We start from the raw sequence: 18,070 nt of genomic DNA, 5'->3' as shown, positions 1-18,070 counted from the left end.
CCAGGTCAGTGATCGGTCCCTTGAGAAGGAGCGGCAATGAAAACAGCCATTCTGGCGACGATCCTTCTGGCCTCGAGCCTAGGGGGAGCGGTCGCGCAAAATGCAAGCACCGCGGAGCCCGAGGTTCTCGCTGACGGCAACGGCGCTGTCAGCAGGCGCTTCGATAACACCAGCAAGGTTCGTTTCATCGAGATCTTTCTCGCAGGTCGCGATGCGAAGACGGGGAAGGTGGTTGCCGCCTGCCACAACAGCATATTCACCTCGAAGGGAATCCCCGCGTCGAGAGACACTGCCCCGCAAATGTTGGTCGAAGGCCTTGATTTCGAGGCCATGAAGAAGGACTTCGGCGTGCTCGGCGCATCGTTGAATGGTCCGAAAATCTGGCTGCCGGATTGGGTCGAGGTCACCGTCGGAAAGCAAAGAGAGTTCAACGGAATCGCCACCGCATGGGTCGCCCAGTTGAACCTTGGCAGCAACGTGAGCGTCTCGGAAACCACTCCGTACAAGCCGATCACCATCGCGCGGGAGAGCGGGCTCGGTTGGAAAAAGGGCGCCCTGGCGCTTCTTCTCGACGATGCCGAGGGCAATACCTGGATCATGAAGGGATTCCAGCTAGGCCTCAAGCCGCAGCATACCTTCGAACAATTCGTTGCCGCAGGAGCAAGCAACTTCAAGCAGCTCCCGCCCGGGTGGAAGTTCCGGATCAAGACGCTTGAGAAAGATCTGACCGAGGTACCCAAAAGTGGTATCGCTACGATCATGTCGGACGAGTTTTTCAATGTCTACGACAAGACCGGACCTGGGATGAGCGACTACAAGCCGTAGTCGTCGACGACAACTCAGGCATGCCGCCTGAAATGGGAGCGTGGGGGGTACGATTGCAGCGCGATAGATCGGGACGCAGGTCCGGCTTCCTGCGATTGTGGCTGAGCGGCGTTTTCGCGTCCGCCGCGTTCGCTTCGTTTTCGCCTCTGGTCGCCCATGCCGATGAGAGCGGCATTTCGTTCTGGCTGCCGGGATTGTACGGCAGCCTCGCCGCAACGCCTGCCACGCCGGGCTGGTCGGTGGCTGCCATCTACTACCATACGAGCGTGGGTGCCTCGGGCGCGGCCGCGGCGTCGCGCGAGTTCCAGGTCGGACGATTTTCTCCGACCGTCAACATCGATCTCAATCTGGCTTTGCGCGGCCAGGCCGATCTGATGTTCATCGCGCCGACCTACACGTTTGCGACGCCCGTACTCGGCGGCCAGTTGTCGGCGACGCTGGCCAGCGTCTACGGCAGAAATTCCGCGAGCATCGCCGGTACGTCGACGACGGTTGCCGGTCCGATCGTCAGCACGCGCACCGGATTCCTCGAAGACGCACTCGTCTCTTACGGAGATCTCTATCCGACCGTGAAGCTCAAGTGGAATAACGGCGTCCACAATACCATGGTATATGGCGCCGGCGATATTCCCGTCGGCGACTACAGTCGGAACCGGTTGGCCAACATCGGCATCGGTCACGGCGCCATCGACTTTGGCGGCGGCTACACTTATTTGAATCCGACGACCGGCACGGAATTCTCGGCCGTCGGCGGCTTGACCTACAATTTCAAGAATCCCGATACCCAATACCAGAGCGGCATCGATTTCCATCTGGACTGGGGCGTGTCGCAGTTCCTGTCGAAGCAGGTCTTCGTCGGTTTCGTCGGCTACGCCTATCAGCAGATTACCGACGACTTTGGTCAACCCGCCGTTCTCGGCGGCTTCCGCTCGCGCGTCCTCGGCGTTGGCCCGCAGATCGGATATATTTTCCAGATCGGCAGCAATCAGGCGTTCCTGGGGCTGAAGGGATATGGCGAGTTCGACGCCGCCAACCGGCCGTCGGGCTGGAACACGTGGCTGACGTTCTCGATCTCGGAGGCCGCGCCCGCCAGCACGGTGGCGCCGACTTGGCACAAAGTGTCGAAATAGAATAGAGAAGTATCGACCTCCCGCATTGGACTGAATTCCGGCATTGTCATATCGGGTGGTTCCGCGGCGGTGCAGCACGTCCGTCGCTTCGGACCGAAACGGCGATCGAGCTGCCCTTACCCACTCCGGATTTATGAGTACGTGTCCTAGCATGCGGGAGCTTCGTTTCACGTTGCGCGGCTTTGGCGCGGTTTTGGTTGCAGCGCTGCTGGCGCTGTCGGCCCATGCGGCATTTGCCGGCGACGCCGCACCGGCCGATCAGATCTCGGCGTTCCGGCTTGCGCATGGCGAAGGCCGCGTGACGCGCGACGCTACGCTCGACCGCATCGCGATGGAGCAGGCGCGTGCGATGGCCGACAAGGACGATCTCAGCCACGAGGTGCTCGGCCCGTTCACGCGCCGCGTGGCGCCGTCGAAGGCCGGCCGCGCGGCCGAGAACATCGCCTACGGCTATGACAATTTCGACAAGACGCTGGGACAGTGGATCAACTCGGCGGGTCATCGCAAGAATCTGCTGCTGCCCAAGGCGACCAAGGTCGGCATCGCCAGCGCAAAGAATGCCAGCGGCAAGCGCACCTATTGGGCGATGGTGATCGCGGGCGACTACGACGCCAACAAGCCGAAGGGCGCTCCGAAGAGCAAGGCCAAGGCCGTCGTCGCGCAGACCGCGACCCGATCCGAGAAAGGCAACGCCACGCCGGCGACGCGCTGGGGCGCCAAGCCGCCGACATCCTCCTCCAAGGACTGCCACCTCAGCATCAAGGTGATCGGTCTCTGCATCTGAGCGCAGTGACCTGCGGCCATGGCTGAACGCGACGCCCGCCGCGCGATCACGGCGTTGTGCGAACAGCGCACGTTGTCGGGGCGAGCTTTATCAGCTATGCAATTAATGGTTGTCTTTTGGGCAGCCACTATCGTGAAGATTTTTCATCTCATTTTGAACGGAGACCATCATGGCAGTCATTGAGCAGACCTCAACCACCAGCACCAACCCGCAGACCGCCTCGGCGTCCTTCCAATGGTCGCTCACGTCCTACGAGGAACAGGGCAATCTGTGGCTCAAGTGGAGCACGAACGCCCCGTTCCGCGCGCAGCAGGGGCAGATCTCCGTCTACAGCGGCAGCAGCTTCCCTTCCGATCCGAAGAAGGACCGCAAGGCCTGGTCGTGGGACAACGAGCATGGCGGCGGCTCGGGATGGGACACGGGCCTGCGCTACGGCTCCGACTGGTACTGCGCCTGGATCGCCGAGAAGAGCCCGAACGGGCCGTACGCCTACGCGGTCACGCTCGTCACCAAGCTCGCCTGAGCTGACGCGCCGTAAGAGGTGGGATCTACGATCCCACGCGATTGGCCGCGCTGAGACCTGTGCCTCAGCGCGGCTGCTTCTTCAGGTGCAGATAGCCGGGATCGAATTCGCCGATCGCGCATAGCCGCGTCCAATCGTGCACCGTCAGCATGCCGCTGCGGAAATCGACGGCGCGGCTGGCGCGCAGATCGACCAGCGTGCGGTTGACCGTCGCGATTGCCATGCCCAGCGCCTCGCCGAGCTGCACCAGGCTCACCGGCAACGGCAACTGATCGTCCCGGACGTGGCCGAGCGCCCTGGCGCGATAGAACAGCTCGCAGAACAGATGCGCCATGCGCGCCGGCTTGCTCCGCGCGCTGTTGTTGGTGACGGCCTCGCGGAAGATCGACGCATCGATCAGCGTCTCGCGCCAGATCGCAAAGCCGAGCGCCGGCCGCCGGCTGATCGCGCGGATCAGCTCCTTGTGCGCAATGCTCGCCACCACCGCCGGCCCAATCGCGCAGACCGCATGATCCATGCGGTCGAGGAACAGCGCCTGGGCGTCAGGCCAGTCGCCTGGCATGTGGAAGGAGAGATATTGCCGCGCGCCGCTCGGCAGCAGGTGATAGCGCGCCACCCATCCGGACAGCACGACGACGGAGCGGTCCGGCTCGTCGCCCTGGCGGATCAGGTCCTCATGATCGACCAGCTCGCGCGGGGCGAAGCTGAGCGTCTTGATCTCGGCGACGTCGTCGTTCGAGAGCTGCGAATGCTCCTTGAGCTTGGTGATGACGGTCCGGTTCGCTTCCATCGCAATCGTGCCCGTGTCGTCCTCTCGCATATCAAATGAGATGATGCCGCCGGCAGTTCCGAACTAAAGTTGAGCGCAGAAGATGCGGGTAAAAGTCACCGGGCGCCGCCTCGGGAGAACAGTCATGCCCCACATTGCGTTCCTCGACGTGGTCCGGCGCGTGTTCGGCGGTGCAGCTGCCGATGGCGAGAGCAGCACGGTGGGGAACGACGGCCGCTCCGATCCGTTGGTGCATCCGATGTCGGATCAGGAGCTCTCGCGCGCCATCCGCGATCTGCGCCGCCATCGGCCATCCGAGACCGCGCCGAACAGACCCGCACGGCGTTCGTCGGCTGCGCGGCGCGATCGCTCGTGACTAGACCGATCGCGCCGGCGCCGTGTCCTGCTCCATCAGAAACAGCATCAGCCGCACCAGCTCGTCCTCCAGCTCGTGTGTGCCGACGAGGCGATGCTCGCGCATGACGGCGGCCCGGATCGGTCCCAGCGCAGCGCGCACCAGGATGAAGCGGCGCGCGGCCGGCATCGTCTCGCTGCGCAATCCCGCCGTCTCGATCAGCCGCTCAGTCATGCGGTCCACCATCTCGTGCAGCGCCTTCTGCAGCTCCGCGTCATGGCCCAACAGGCCGAGCAGATAGCGCCGCACGCGGTGGCGGCCGGCGAACGGGGCAAAGCCCTGGCGCACCGCCGCGCGCACGATCGCCTCGCGGCCGAGCCCGCGATGCGTCTCCAGCGCCTCCGCGAACTGCGCCTCCTGGCGAGCGAACTCGCGCAGCACCAGCGCACGCAACAGCGAGGTCTTGTCCCTGAAGTAGCTGTAGAGCGTGCCGATCGAGAAGCCCGCGCGCTCGGCGATGGCGTTCGTGCTCAGGCCCTTGCCGCCGCCGCTCTGCAGAAGTTGAGTAGTCGCCTCGAAGATCACGTCGAGGGTCTGCCGCGTACGCTTCTGCACCGGGGTTTTTCGAAGCATTTCAGGAGCTTGCTGCACGGTCTGGACCTTGGCTGGCGGACGGGCGAAATCGAGTAGGCGTTGCCGCCGGCTCGGGTTAGATCAGAGCCCGCATGCGGGCGGCCGGACAATGAGTGGATGGGCTCCGGGCCGAGCCTGCTTGCACCGGGCTGAACCTCATTTGAACGAAGGACTGATTGCCATGCTGCGCGTCGCATTCCCGTTTGTCACAATCATCGCCATCTCCCAATGTCTTCTGTCGCAGGCCGCGCTGGCCGGCAACCGCGCCGCCGCCGACAGCTGCGCCGCCAAGCTGTCGCCGGTGGCGAAGCAGATCTACGACGTGACCGCGCCGGCCATCGGCCCGGACAGCGTCGTCAAGGACGCGATCGTCGAGCGTGTCAGGCCGCTGGTGATGGCCGGCAAGTTCGATCGCGACACCGCCCGCGCCAACGCCACGCCGGCCGGCGAATGCCTGGTGCTGCTGAAGTAGGTCGCGCCGCGCCCCATAAGGTTTGGAGGCTGCGACGGGACATGAGGCCGCAGCCTCCCGGAGCAGGCGGCGTCGCTCCGGGACAAGCCGGCTTGGCAAGTCAGCCGACTCGCACATCAATAGGTGATACTGGACCTTCTCACCCGTCACTGGGTTGCCGGTGCCGCGTTCATGGCCGCAGCGCTGCTGGCGGCCTGTCGCTGCTACTGCACGTGATCATCGCCGCCAACGCCGTCCGGCGCGCGCCGCACGCCCGCGCGGTGGCCTGAGCGCGCGTCCTCATTCACCCGGAGCGAGCTGGATCGTCCGTGCCGGCTCTGGCCGACGGCGCAGCCGTCTGCGCGAGACGTAGAGCAGCACGCCGGTGATCCCGAACAGCGGCATCAGCGCGGCGGCGAGCATGAAGACGAATTGGCCGGGCCAGCCGAGAATGCTGCCGCGGTGGATATCCAGGATCCGCGCCAGGGCGCGCTCGCCCACGGTCTTGTCGGCGTAACGCTCGGCCGCGAGCAGCCGGCCCGTCGCGCCGTCGATGCGGAATTCGTCGCGCCTGCCGTCGAGCGCCTCGCTCGGCCAGGTGCGCACGCGCACCGCCGTGCCGACGCCCGTGGGCAAGGTGAGCTGCATCACGGCAAAGCGATCCCCGATCTGTTCGCGCAACGTGGCCCACACCAGATCGAGCGCGACAGGCTTTGCGTCCGCAGACCCGGAGCGGCCCTCGCGCGGAGCTTTGCCGGGCATCGATGCTCCCGACGATGCCGGCGCGAGCAGCGCGGTCAGCCCGTCCTTGTACCAGGCGTAGGAATAGGACAGCCCGGTCAGCGCCATCACCAGGTAGACCGGCAGTACCCACGTGCCGATCACGCTGTGCAGCGAGCGATGCAGGCCGCGACCGTTCAGGCCGAGCTGCGGCTTGAGCCACAGCGTCGCGCTGCCGGCCCGTCGTGGCCAGCGCAGCACGAGGCCCGTGATCAGCAGCACCACGAGCCCGAGCACCGCGGCGCCGGTGATCTGGCGGCCGGCGCCATTGCCGTCGCCCGGCAGCAGCAGCCAGCGATGCAGCCGGCGGACCGTGGCGAAGAACGCCTCGCCGCTGATCGGGCCGAGCACGCGGCCGTCATAGGGATCGACCAGCGCCGAGGTTGGCCGCCCGCCGTCCTCTCCGCGCGCGAAGCGGATGCGCACGGCGGCGGTGGGATCGCGCGACAGCGTGATTGCGGCCACCGTGCCGGCCGCGGGATCGGCCTGCAGCCGCGCGACGAGCTCCGACGGCGCGAGCGGCGCCTCCACCCGCGGAGCGACGCGCGCCAGCGAGGCGTTGAGGCCGGCCTGGATCTCGTCCTCGAAGCTCATGACCGCGCCGGTGAGGCCCATCAAGGCGAGGATCAGCGCCGCCGCGAGGCCCAGGACGGAGTGGATCTGCAGCAGCGCTGGTTTGATGCGCAATGGCGTCAAGCGGCGTCCTCCCTGCCTCGTTGCTAGAACTTCACCGTGGCCGACAGCGACACCCGCCTGGCATCGCCGACCGCGACGTTCAGCGCGCTCACGGCCGAGGGGTAGTAGACGTTGTCGAACAGGTTCTTGACGTTGAGCTGATAGATCACCGGCAGGTTCTGGTGCCTGGTCTCATAGGTCGCGAAGAGGTCGGCGACCACATAGGACGGCAGCACGAAGCTGTTGGCGGCATCGCCGGCGCGGTCGCCGACATAGCGCGCGCCGCCGCCGAGCCGGAGCTGGCCGGGCAGGGCGGTGCCAAAATCGTAGACGAGATAGAGCGAGGCGGTGTTGAGCGCGACGTTCTGCAGCCGCTTGCCGGCATACACCGGATCCTCCGTGACCCTTGCGTCGGTGTAGCCGTAGCTGCCGATCATGCTCCAGTGATCGGAGAGCTTGCCGGTGACGTCGATCTCGGCGCCGCGCGAGCGCGCCTTGCCGGCGGTGGTGTATTCGACCACGTTGCTGGCATTGGTCTGCGAAACCAGCACGTTGCGCTTGTCGATGTCATAGACGGCGACGGTGCCGGACAGCCGCTTGTCGAGGTCGAACTTGAAGCCGGCCTCCCAGGCCGTGCCTTCTTCCGGCGCGATGCTGGAGCCGAGCACGACGCCGCCGCTGAGCGGGGCGATCGTCGAGTTTGGCTTCAGCGATTGCGTGTAGCTGGCATAGAGCGAGAGCTGGTCGCTGAGCTTGAGGATGGCGCCGCCGAGCGGCAGCACCTTGTCGGCGGCGACATCGGTGTTGGCCTTGAACGGGCGTCCGCGTCCGGCGATCTGCTCGTAGTCCATGTAGCGCACGCCGCCGACCAGCGCGAGCTTGTCGGTGAGATGCAGCGTGTCCTGCAGGAACAGCGAGTAGGTGCCGAGCTTGTCGGTCTGGTCGCTGTCGGTGGCCGAGATCGTCGTGCCCGGCTGGATCAGCCCATAGACCGGGTTGTAGATGTTGAACGTCGAGACCTTCTGCCGGATGAGGTCCTGGCGATAGATGGTGCGATACTGCGCGTCGCCGCCGACTAGCACCTCGTTGCGCATCCCGCCGATCCAGAAGCCGCCCTGCAGATAGGAGGTGCCGTAGCTGACCCTGCTGAGCGAGCCCCAGGTGCCGTCGTTGCTGCGCGTCTCCGCGCCGGTGGTCGCGTCGATGGAGGTGATGCGCAACTGGTTGGCGCTGTAGGTCTCGGTGTTGTAGCTGTAGGCCGCGGTCAGCTTCCAGTCCTCGTTGAGCCTCTGCTCGACCGAGGCCTGGACGAGGTCGGATTGTCCCCACATGTTGTTGTAGGGCTCGTCGAGCCGCCGCGTCGCGGGGATCGCCAGCGGCGCGCCGTTGACGAAGGCGGTGCCGCGATCGAACGGGCTGATGAACTCGCGATGCTCGTAGGTGAGCTGGACGGTCGTCATGTCGCCGTACCAGGCGAGCGACGGTGCCACCAGCATCTCGCGGTGGCGGCCGAAATTGCGCCAATAGTCCTCGCTGACGCCGTAGCCGATGAAGCGATAGGCGAGCCCGCCATCGCCGATCGGGCCCGTCACGTCCACGGTGCCGTCCGCGCCAGTCTTGTCGTTGGCATAGGCCGAGCCGAGCAGCGTGACCGAGCCGTGCTGATACAGCTCCGGCCGCTTGCTGATGGTGTTGACGATGCCGCCGGGGTCCATGATGCCGTAGAGCAGCGAGGCCGGCCCTTTCAGCACCTCGACGCTCTCGACCGCGGCGGTGAGGCTGCGCCCCTGTACCAGCGGCATGCCGTTGCGCATGATCGAGCCGTCGCGGTTGTCGCCGAAGCCGCGCCGCATCACCGCGTCCTGGGTGCCGGCGAGCGTGTTGGTCTGGGTGACGCCAGAGATGTTGGCGAGTGCGTCGTCGAGATTGCGCGGCAACTGATCCTTGATCACCTGCGCTGGCACGACATTGACCGACTGCGCCGCATCGAGCGGCGAGGCGCCGCTGCGCAGGGTCGTCGCGCTCGGCATGGCCCTGTAGTTGAGCTTGGCGGCATCGAGCACCGCGGCCTCGGCTGCGGCGCGCTCGGCGCGCGTCGGCATCGGCGGTGGTTGCGCGGCGCGCCGTGACGGCTGCGCCTGGGCGCGGCGCTGTGGTGCGCCGGGAGTGGTTTGAGGTTTGCGCTTCGGTGTCGACGAGTCCACCGTCACCGGCGGCAGCTCGGATTGGGCATGGACTGTGGAGGAGCAGAGCAGGTCGGCGGTCAGGGCACCCAGGATTGCAATCGTGTGACCCATGCCGGAGCGCGGATCGCGCCGGCCTTCCATCTTCGTCATCGTTTACTTTCACTTCCAACGTCGCGCCGTTCAAGCGAACGGTTTGCATGACGTGGTGTGTAGCAACGAGGTCGAGCGATGAACACGCCGCGTGTCGTTGAATTGCTCTAAGCAGCGCGGCGCCGAAATGTTCTGAATTGGTTCGGACCTGCGCCGTCACACGGCAGCTTTGCGGCCTCGCGCGCGAACTGATCATGGCGTGCGCAGACCGATGCACGAACGCGCAGACGTTGCGCATGCGCGGCGCTTCTTCACCCGCTTTGGCGAATGAAGCACCGTCGGTCTCATTTTTCGGGACTCGGCGCCGACACTTGTCGGCGCATCGGATTCGTCGTGCCGGAACGCGCGCTCGTCGTGCCCATCGATGCGCGCGCTCGGCCGGGACTATTGTGCCGCGGCGAGCTCCAGCTCCGCCGGCTTGCCGGGCCCGATCAGCGGAATGTCGAGCGTCACGCGCGTGCCCTGCTGCGGCTGGCTGTCGAGCTCGATGCGACCCCCGAGCGTGGACGCGACGAGGTTGAAGGCGATGTGCAGGCCGAGGCCGGCATTGCCCTTCTCGCGGCGCGTGGTGAAGAACGGATCGAACACCCGGCCGCGCACGTGGTCGCGCATGCCGACGCCCTGGTCGGCACAGACGATGCGCACCGAGTCCTCGCTGGGTGGTGCGACTTCCACGGTGAAGACGCCGCTGATGTCGCCAGGATAGGCATGCGTCGCCGCATTGAAGGCGAGGATGCTGATGACCTGTCCGAGCGCGCCGGGGTAGCTGGTGAGCACGATGCCCTCCGGGCAGGAGAGCACGACCGTCAGTCCCTGACGCGCCAGCAGCGGGCGGAGCTTCGCGACGTGATCGCTCATCCAGCCCAGCAGTTCGAACGTCTGCAGCGTTTCGTTGGCCTGGTCGACGGCGACCTGCTTGAAGCTGTGCACCATCTCGGAGGCACGGTGCAGGCTCTGCGTCGTCAGGTGCAGACCCTGCTGCAGCCGCTCGACCCCCCGCGCCAGATCCGAGCGCCGCACCGGGCCGCCGCCGAGCATGCGGGCGATCGCCTCGACATCGGCTTCCATCGCCGTCGACGTGGTCAGCGCGAGGCCCAGCGGCGTGCTGACCTCGTGGCCGACGCCGGCGACGAGCTGGCCGAGCGAGGCCAGCTTCTCGGCCTGCACCAGATGAGCCTGCGTGGCATGCAGATCGCGCAACGAGGCCTCGGAGCGTTCCTTCTCGCGCTGCAGCGCCTCGGCGGTGCGGAACTGCTTGCGTGCCTGGTACTCCCGCGCCCCGACGGCATAGAGCGAGAGCAGGCAGGCATTGCCGACCAGCGAATGATCGATGAAGCGCAGGCCGGGCGGCAGCGGCTCGGTCGCAAGACTCTCGGCCACCGCCAGCGCGCTCCAGCTCGTTGCACAGAAGATCGCGTAGGAGCCGGTGCGCAACGGCAGCATGGTCGATACGAACAGGATGACGATGATCATGCCGGCCGCGGAGTAGGTGAAGCCCGACGGCAGCACCCAGTAGATCGTCGGCAGCACGCAGCCGGGGATCACGCAATAGACCAGATGAATCGGCTCGGCCCATCGGCGCGCCGGCGTCGACAGCAAAGCCGTCAGCGGCAGCAGCACCAGCGCGGCGGTCCCGCCGCGGATCGCGAACGTGGTCGGCACGATCTCGGGATAGAGCACCCAGTCCCACAGCGTGTAGCCGGCAAAGGTGAGGGCGCCGAGCAGCATCGCGATCTGCGTCCAGGCGGTGCTGCCGCGGACGTAATGGTCGACGAAACGCCGCTCCTCGACGGTATCCTCGAAACGGAGACCCAGACGCTCCAGCAATCTCAACATTATGCCACCGCAATCGAAAAACGATCCCCCGCCGCGGAGTGAGAGCCTCGGCGGGAGGGCAGACATACACGAGATGCGTTGGTTGAGAAAACGACGGGAGATCGCATCCGCCGCCCGCGGCACGCAGAGCGCTATGAGAACTGTTCCAATTCTCGCCGTGCGGCATGTCTCCGCCCAGCCGAACGGAGCCGATCAGTGCTGCAGCATTTGCGCTCGACTTTCGTCAGGCTGCGCAGAGCCGCCGAGGACTCATGGCGCCGCATGACCCTCGACCACTACGTCCTTGCCGTAGCGGCCCTTCGTTCGGAACGTCACCTTGTCGCCGTCGAAGCTGAGCCGCCAATTGCGCTCCTCGCCCTGGCCAATGAACTGGGCGTCGATCACGAAGGTCGTGGCGTCGATCCAGCTGCCCTTCATGGCCCGGTAGGTGAAGGGCTGCCAGGGATGGGGCGGCGCGGTCTTGCGATAGAGGCCATCGAGGCCGATCGGGCTCTGCAGATGCACCGTGCCTCCGGCGCGGTCCCGCGAGGGGATGTCCCAGGTGACCTGCGGTTCCGGTCCCGTGAGGTCCAGCTTGATCGTGTTGATGCCGAGCGGGCCGGGCGGGAAGCTGTAGGTCTTGCCCGAGACGGAAGCCGCCATCTCCGGCACGGCTCCGACCGGGCCTCGCGTTTCCGTCGCGACCTCGCGGACATCAGCGGCGAGCGCGGCTGCCGCTTCCGGCGCCGCAGGCAGGGCGCTGTCAGATGTCACAGTCGCCGAAATGGTGTTGGCGAGCTTGCGGAATGGACAGAACTCGCGCGCGGTCATCACCGCCACGATGTCGCGGTCGGGCAGCACCATGATGACCTGGCAGTGGTAGCCGACCGCCATGAACACGTGTTTGTCCGGCAGGGCCCAGAACTGATCGGCGTAGGAGAGCCCCGGATCGAACTTCGCATTCATACTGACGGTGGCGTGGTTGACGGCTTCGATCCAGTCCGGCGGCAGCAATTGCTGCTCGCCCCAGCGGCCGCGCCGCAGATAGAGGTAGCCGATCTTCGCCATGTCGCGCGGCTTCAGCGCCAGCCCGAAACCGCCGGCGGAAATTCCCTGGGCATCCTTGAACCAGGCGTGCTCGGTGATCCCGAGCGGCCCAAACAGCCTCTCCTTGGCGAAGTCCTCCGCGCTCTTGCCGGTGAGCTTCGTGACGATCGCGGAGAGCAGATGGGAGTTGCCGCTGTTGTAGTAGAACATCTCGCCGGGCGCTTGCGCCATCGGCCGGTCAAGGATGTACTGCACCCAATCCGGGCTCCGGCCCATCTCGTAGAGGGATGTCTCGGCGCCGCCGCTATAACCCTCGTCCCAGTCGAACCCGGAAGTCATGTTGAGCAGGTGCTGCACCGTGAGCGCCTGCTTGCGCGCGTCGACATTGTCGATCTTGCGATCCTTGAAGAAGTCGAGCACCGGATGATCGAGACTGTCGAGCACGCCGTCCTTGAGCAGCATCGCAATCAGCGTCGAGACCACGGCTTTGGTCGCGGAATTGATGATGTGCGGCTCGTCGGCCTTGTAGGGCGCGTAGCTGGCATCGAGCACGATGCGGCCATGGCGCGTGATCAGCAGGCTGTCGAACCTGAACGTCTTGCCCGCGGCGACGAGCTTCGCCAAGGCCGCTGAATCCATCCCTTCATCCTCGGGGGTGGCGATTGGCCAGTCGGATTGCGGAAAGCCGGCTCGGCTCGCCTCATCGGCGGCCGCGTGGGGCGTGAGCGGACAGACGAGCAGCAGGGCGACGGCAAACCAGAATCCGGTCCTGACACGCAACATGGCATTCCCCCGGCGAACGGGGCGTAGGACATGCTATCAGAGCGCGACAATCAATCAAAGATTGCGTGATGATCGCCGCGCGCCGTCATACTGCCACCGGCGCTCGCCTCATACCCGGGGTCGTCCCGGACAAGCGCGCAACGCGCGCGCCGATCCGGGATCCATAGCCCCAGGGAGATGTGCGAGGCACGATGGCCGACCGTTCTCGCCCAGCCACGTCGGCCGCGGCGTATGGGTCCCGGGTAAGGGTCCGCCAACGCTTGCGCGTTGTCGGACTCGCCCGGGACGACAGCGAATGTGTGGCCGGCAATCATCCTCATCGGTCCTCTCGGTCGGACCAATGCGCCCGCAGCGCGGCGGCAATGCTCTGCGGCCGCTCGACGATGCTCCAGTGGCCGGCGTCCTGCTCGACATGGAGCTGGGCGCCATGGCGCTGCGCGAAGCGGCTGAGGGTGTCGAGCGACATGTAAGGATCACGCGTGCCCGAGATCACGAGGCCGCGGCGTGGCAGATTCGCCAGCCGTTCGATCCAGTCACCGCTGAAGCGAAGCGCGTTGGCGGAGCGATACAGCGCGAGGATCGACCGGCGCATCGGTGCCTGCCATGCCGCGGCTTCGCGCGCAGCAAGCTCTGCTGGCAGGCCGCTCTGCCGGAACGCACGCGCCATCATGCGTTGTGACGACAGCGCCATGAAAAGCTCGCCCAGGATCGGCGTGTTCCAGATCCGCGCGATCAGATGTCCCCGATAGTCCGCATCGAGCGCCGCGCCCGCAATGGCCCAGGAGCGCACCAGTTCGGGCCGCAGCGACGCCGCCCGCAGCACCAGCAGCGCGCCCCAATCATGCCCGACCAGATCGATCGGCCCGAACGCCGCATGCTGCGCCTCGATCAGCGCCAGGAGCCAGTCCGCGTAGGCGTCCTTGGTGCCTGCGAAGCCCGCGGGCGGCTCGCCGCAGAAGCCCGGCAGGCAGGGCACGGCGACGGTTTCGCCGAGCCCTGCGATCAGCGGGCCCCAGATCGCGGGCGTATCGGGGACGCCGTGGAGAAAGAGGCGGTTGGTCATGGCTCGTGCCTATCACAGGCCGTGTCGCTGCATCATGCACAAAAATTCTACTTTCTTTTTTTCAGAAATCATGATTGTATGCGCTATCCCGCCTCGTCGAAGAGGGGCGTACGCGTCGTCACGATACGTGGAGTGCGGGGAGCGATGGCCGTGAGGCGCCGGTGGACGACCGGCGTGTTGCGGACGGCGAAGTCGTGTGGTCCTGGCACCCCGATGCTGGTGTCAAGCCGGCGCTGTTCATGACGAGCGCGCCGGTGACGGGGGCAATCAAGCCGGTCCCCGAGGAGAGCGCGAAGTAAGTCGTAAAGCCGTTGCGCAGGGGAGGCCGGGATGTCCTGGCCGTACCTGTGGTTCCTGCCCCGTGCATTTTCTATCGCACGGGGGCCGCGGGTGTCGGCAGACGCCCGGTCTTCCCTGCACCCTCTGATGGAAGAGGGTTCGATGCTGGTGAACAACTCGGGCACGGATGTGTCGCGGGAGCGTGAAATGCGTGCTGGTGCAGATGCCGACAACCACACCCTCACCGTCATCCCGGACAAGCGCGCGGTCACGCGTGCGCCGATCCGGGATCCATAACCCCAGGGAGATCTGCGAGGCACGATGGCCGCTCCAACTCGCCCAGCCAAATCCGCCGCGGCGTATGGATCCCGGGTCGGCGTCCACCAACGCTGGCGCGTTGGCGGCCTTGCCCGGGATGACACTATTTATAGGGAGAGCGGCGCGGGCCCCCCCCAATACGTCACCCCTCCTGACCATTATTCGGCGTTGCGAGACCCTCCCATTCCCAGTAAAAGCGCTGTCGAGGGCACCTCGGCAACAAACCGTCAACGGTTTTGCCGCACAGTTTTCGTGTTCTCGCAAAGGGTTTGGCAATGCTGATTCGCAGCGCAGAGATCGAGGCCATCGCCGGGGCAGACGCCCGGACGATCGCGCTCGCCGCGCTGCAGCCCGCCGACCTGATCGGCGCGATCGAGCTTCTGCTTCTTAGCTGCCCCTGAGGGCCGGCTGGGCGGGATGCGCCTGGGCACTCAGGGGGCTGCTTCGACACCGAAACACCCTTCAGCGCCTCTGGAAGCCACGCGCACCACCCGAAAAGTTCGAGGAAAGCAGATGTCCAATCCCGTTCAGTCCGACAAGGACCGCGTCGTCATTTTCGACACCACCCTGCGCGACGGCGAGCAGTGCCCCGGCGCCACCATGACCTTCGAGGAGAAGCTCAACATCGCGGCCATGCTGGACGGCATGGGCGTCGACATCATCGAGGCCGGTTTCCCGATCGCGTCCGACGGTGACTTCGAGGCTGTCAACGAGATCGCCAAGCGGTCCCAGAACGCGGTGATCTGCGGCCTGTCGCGCGCCGGCGCCAAGGACATCGACCGCTGTGCGGAAGCCATCCGCCCGGCCAGGCGCGGCCGCATCCATACCTTCCTGTCCACCTCGCCGGTGCACATGAAGTACAAGCTGCAGATGGACCCGCAGCAGGTGTTCGAGCTGGTGATCTCCTCGGTGACGAGCGCGCGCAACCACACCGACGACGTCGAATGGTCGTCCGAGGACGGCACCCGCACCGAGTTCGACTTCCTGTGCCGCTGCGTCGAGGCTGCGATCAAGGCCGGCGCCACCACCATCAACATTCCCGACACCGTCGGCTATGCCGTGCCGGAGGAGTATTACGACCTGTTCAAGCGCGTGCGCGAGAGCGTGCCGAACTCCGACAAGGCGGTGTTCTCGGTCCACTGCCACAACGACCTCGGCATGGCGGTCGCCAACTCGATGGCCGGCGTCCGCGCCGGCGCCCGCCAGATCGAATGCACCATCAACGGCATCGGCGAGCGCGCCGGCAATGCGGCCCTGGAAGAGGTCGTGATGGCGATGCGCGTGCGCAACGACAAGCTGCCGTACTGGAACAAGATCGACACCACGCAGCTCACCCACGCCTCGAAGGTGGTCTCGGCCGCGACCTCGTTCCCGGTGCAGTACAACAAGGCCATCGTCGGCCGTAATGCGTTCGCGCATGAGAGCGGCATCCATCAGGACGGCATGCTGAAGAACGCGCAGACCTACGAGATCATGCTGCCGGAGACGGTCGGCGTGAAGCAGACCTCGCTGGTGATGGGCAAGCATTCCGGCCGTCACGCCTTCGTCCACAAGCTGGAGGAGATGGGCCACAAGCTGGCAGGCAACCAGGTCGAGGACGCCTTCGTCCGCTTCAAGGCGCTGGCCGATCGCAAGAAGCACATCTACGACGAGGACATCGAGGCCTTGATCGACGAGGGCATGGTCAGTGCCCATGACCGGATCAAGCTGCTGTCGCTGTCGGTGATTGCCGGCACCCGCGGTCCGCAGCGCGCCACCATGAAGCTCGACGTCGACGGCGTGGCGAAGATCGAGGAGAGCGAGGGCAACGGGCCGGTCGATGCCGTCTTCAACTGCATCAAGTCGCTGGTGCCGCACGAGGCCAAGCTGGAGCTGTACCAGGTCCATGCCGTCACCGAGGGCACCGACGCGCAGGCCGAGGTCTCGGTCCGGCTGTCGCAGGATGGCCGCTCGATGACCGCGCGCGCGGCGGATCCGGATACGCTGGTGGCGTCTGCGAAGGCCTATCTGGGTGCGCTCAACAAGCTGGTCATGAAGCGCCAGCGCGACGTGGCGCAAGGCGCGGGTACGGCGGCCGCAGCGGCGAGCTGAGCTCACGATCGTCGGTTGGGGCCGAACCTTGCTTCGTCATTCCGGGGCGACGCGCAGCGTCGAACCCGGAATCCCGAGCTTGGCTTGCGCCAGCGCCAATAACCTCCGGATTCCGGGCTCAGCCGCTTGCGCGGCTGCCCCGGAATGACAGTCACCACCATTTTTGCGCTGCAGCACGGGAATCCCCGCCTCTGCGGCTAACGGTCAATGGCATTCCGGCCGGCGACCCGCTAACAATGTCCTTGGCATACAAAGCGGGGGCGTCATTGCAATGTCCCCCGAAACGTCGGGAGGACACCTTGCACTTGAAGTTTCGCCATGTGATCGCCACCGCCGCCTCGCTCGCGGTGCTCGCTCTGGCCGGCCCGGCCCTCGCTGCCGACAATCCGATCGTGATCAAGTTCAGCCACGTGGTGGCCTCGAACACCCCGAAGGGCCTCGCCGCCGACAAGTTCAAGGAGCTGGCCGAGAAATACACCGACGGCAAGGTCAAGGTCGAAGTCTATCCGAACTCGCAGCTCTACAAGGACAAGGAAGAGCTCGAGGCGCTGCAGCTCGGCGCGGTCCAGATGCTGGCGCCGTCGAACTCGAAGTTCGGCCCGATCGGCATCAAGGAATTCGAGGTGTTCGATCTGCCCTACATCCTGCCCGACCTCGCCACCCTGCGGAAGGTGACCGACGGCCCGCTCGGCGCCAGGCTGCTGAAGCTGCTCGAGCCCAAGGGAATGATCGGGCTCGCCTACTGGGACAACGGCTTCAAGCAGATGAGCGCCAACAAGAAGCTCGTCGATCCCGCCGACTACAAGGGCCTGAAGTTCCGCATCCAGTCCTCGAAGGTGCTGGACGCGCAGTTCCGGACGCTCGGCGCGATTCCGCAGGTGATGGCGTTCTCGGAAGTCTACCAGGCGCTGCAGACCGGCGTCGTCGACGGCCAGGAGAACACGCCCTCGAACATCTATACCCAGAAGATGCACGAGGTGCAGAAGTACATCACGCTGACCAATCACGGCTACATCGGCTACGTCGTGGTCGTGAACAAGAAGTTCTGGGACGGCCTGCCGCCGGATATCCGCGCCGCCTGCGAGAAGGCGATGAAGGAAGCGACCGCCTACGGCAACAACCAGTCGGCGAAGGAGAACGACGACGCGCTCGAGGAGATCCGCAAATCCGGCAAGACCGAGCTGGTCAAGCTGACGCCGGCCCAGGACGAGGCGATGCGCAAGGCGATGATGCCGGTGTACAAGGACGTCGCGGGGCGCGTCGGCCAGCCGCTGATCGACGAGTTCCTGAAGGAGACGCGCGGCACGACCAACTGATGGCGTGAGGCGAGCGGTGCGCGGGCCATGGTCTGCGCACCGAGGGGTGAAGCACTCGGCGCGCAAGAAGGCAGACGGCGCAGCCAAGCGCCGCGGA

The 18,070-nt window shown here is 65.8% G+C and carries 18 protein-coding genes; 11 read left to right on the top strand and 7 right to left on the bottom strand.

What is annotated here, in order from left to right; all coding sequences use genetic code 11:
- The first annotated feature begins 36 nt into the window (after positions 1 to 36).
- The 5 genes from QX135_RS27805 to QX135_RS27785 all read left to right on the top strand — a co-directional run bounded on the left by QX135_RS27805 (position 37) and on the right by QX135_RS27785 (position 3,262).
- The gene (locus QX135_RS27805) at positions 37 to 825 is read left to right on the top strand and encodes a hypothetical protein (protein WP_315736930.1); all 789 of its coding nucleotides are present in this window, start codon (positions 37 to 39) and stop codon (positions 823 to 825) included.
- Between the two features lie 101 nt (positions 826 to 926).
- Entirely contained in the window at positions 927 to 1,955 is a 1,029-nt protein-coding gene (locus QX135_RS27800) for a transporter (RefSeq protein ID WP_316178764.1), read from the top strand.
- A gap of 151 nt (positions 1,956 to 2,106) precedes the next feature.
- Positions 2,107 to 2,739 (top strand): CAP domain-containing protein, encoded by a 633-nt coding sequence (locus QX135_RS27795; protein ID WP_316161399.1) that lies wholly within the window; start codon positions 2,107 to 2,109, stop codon positions 2,737 to 2,739.
- Positions 2,740 to 2,757: 18 nt separating this feature from the next.
- A complete protein-coding gene (locus QX135_RS27790) occupies positions 2,758 to 2,922 on the top strand; it encodes a hypothetical protein (protein ID WP_315736932.1) in 165 nt (54 codons plus the stop codon).
- Complete coding sequence (locus QX135_RS27785) at positions 2,909 to 3,262, top strand: hypothetical protein (protein WP_315736933.1); 354 nt, start codon at positions 2,909 to 2,911, stop codon at positions 3,260 to 3,262. The genes QX135_RS27790 and QX135_RS27785 overlap by 14 nt, the downstream gene beginning before the upstream one ends.
- Before the next feature lie 64 nt (positions 3,263 to 3,326).
- Here QX135_RS27785 and QX135_RS27780 read toward each other — a convergent pair whose 3' ends face one another.
- Positions 3,327 to 4,052, bottom strand: coding sequence for a Crp/Fnr family transcriptional regulator (locus QX135_RS27780; protein WP_316161397.1), 726 nt, complete (start codon positions 4,050 to 4,052; stop codon positions 3,327 to 3,329).
- Positions 4,053 to 4,176: 124 nt separating this feature from the next.
- Here QX135_RS27780 and QX135_RS27775 point away from each other — a divergent pair, with 124 nt between their 5' ends.
- Entirely contained in the window at positions 4,177 to 4,407 is a 231-nt protein-coding gene (locus tag QX135_RS27775) for a hypothetical protein (protein ID WP_316178697.1), read from the top strand.
- Here QX135_RS27775 and QX135_RS27770 read toward each other — a convergent pair whose 3' ends face one another.
- The gene (locus QX135_RS27770; RefSeq protein ID WP_316161396.1) at positions 4,408 to 5,001 is read right to left on the bottom strand and encodes a TetR/AcrR family transcriptional regulator; all 594 of its coding nucleotides are present in this window, start codon (positions 4,999 to 5,001) and stop codon (positions 4,408 to 4,410) included.
- Positions 5,002 to 5,200: 199 nt separating this feature from the next.
- Between QX135_RS27770 and QX135_RS27765 the strand changes: the two genes are divergently transcribed.
- Positions 5,201 to 5,491, top strand: coding sequence for a hypothetical protein (locus tag QX135_RS27765; protein WP_315756329.1), 291 nt, complete (start codon positions 5,201 to 5,203; stop codon positions 5,489 to 5,491).
- A gap of 279 nt (positions 5,492 to 5,770) precedes the next feature.
- Here the strand turns inward: QX135_RS27765 and QX135_RS27760 are convergent, their stop codons facing one another.
- From QX135_RS27760 to QX135_RS27740, 5 genes are all read right to left on the bottom strand, one after another.
- Positions 5,771 to 6,946 (bottom strand): PepSY-associated TM helix domain-containing protein, encoded by a 1,176-nt coding sequence (locus QX135_RS27760; protein ID WP_316178699.1) that lies wholly within the window; start codon positions 6,944 to 6,946, stop codon positions 5,771 to 5,773.
- Positions 6,947 to 6,969: 23 nt separating this feature from the next.
- Positions 6,970 to 9,261: a TonB-dependent siderophore receptor gene (locus QX135_RS27755; protein ID WP_316178701.1), complete on the bottom strand. Its 2,292-nt coding sequence runs from the start codon at positions 9,259 to 9,261 to the stop codon at positions 6,970 to 6,972.
- A gap of 384 nt (positions 9,262 to 9,645) precedes the next feature.
- Positions 9,646 to 11,097 (bottom strand): HAMP domain-containing sensor histidine kinase, encoded by a 1,452-nt coding sequence (locus QX135_RS27750; protein ID WP_316178703.1) that lies wholly within the window; start codon positions 11,095 to 11,097, stop codon positions 9,646 to 9,648.
- A gap of 249 nt (positions 11,098 to 11,346) precedes the next feature.
- Positions 11,347 to 12,906 carry a serine hydrolase gene (locus QX135_RS27745; RefSeq protein ID WP_316178704.1) on the bottom strand — a complete coding sequence of 520 codons (1,560 nt, stop codon included), beginning with the start codon at positions 12,904 to 12,906 and terminating at the stop codon, positions 11,347 to 11,349.
- Positions 12,907 to 13,222: 316 nt separating this feature from the next.
- Positions 13,223 to 13,969: an alpha/beta hydrolase gene (locus QX135_RS27740; protein WP_316178706.1), complete on the bottom strand. Its 747-nt coding sequence runs from the start codon at positions 13,967 to 13,969 to the stop codon at positions 13,223 to 13,225.
- Positions 13,970 to 14,410: 441 nt separating this feature from the next.
- Here QX135_RS27740 and QX135_RS27735 point away from each other — a divergent pair, with 441 nt between their 5' ends.
- The 4 genes from QX135_RS27735 (at position 14,411) to QX135_RS27720 (ending at position 17,973) form a co-directional block, all read left to right on the top strand.
- Complete coding sequence (locus QX135_RS27735; protein WP_316234377.1) at positions 14,411 to 14,545, top strand: hypothetical protein; 135 nt, start codon at positions 14,411 to 14,413, stop codon at positions 14,543 to 14,545.
- 296 nt (positions 14,546 to 14,841) lie between these two features.
- A complete protein-coding gene (locus QX135_RS27730; protein WP_284423887.1) occupies positions 14,842 to 14,967 on the top strand; it encodes a hypothetical protein in 126 nt (41 codons plus the stop codon).
- Between the two features lie 112 nt (positions 14,968 to 15,079).
- Entirely contained in the window at positions 15,080 to 16,657 is a 1,578-nt protein-coding gene (locus tag QX135_RS27725) for a 2-isopropylmalate synthase (protein ID WP_316178709.1), read from the top strand.
- Positions 16,658 to 16,956: 299 nt separating this feature from the next.
- On the top strand, positions 16,957 to 17,973 hold the full coding sequence (locus tag QX135_RS27720; RefSeq protein ID WP_315796402.1) for a TRAP transporter substrate-binding protein: 1,017 nt from the start codon (positions 16,957 to 16,959) through the stop codon (positions 17,971 to 17,973).
- Positions 17,974 to 18,070: the final 97 nt, after the last annotated feature.

Source organism: Bradyrhizobium sp. SZCCHNR1098 (genome assembly GCF_032489375.1).
GTDB lineage: Bacteria > Pseudomonadota > Alphaproteobacteria > Rhizobiales > Xanthobacteraceae > Bradyrhizobium.
The sequence above is the reverse complement of the archived record's forward strand: the minus strand, read 5'-3'. Positions and strand labels throughout refer to the sequence as shown.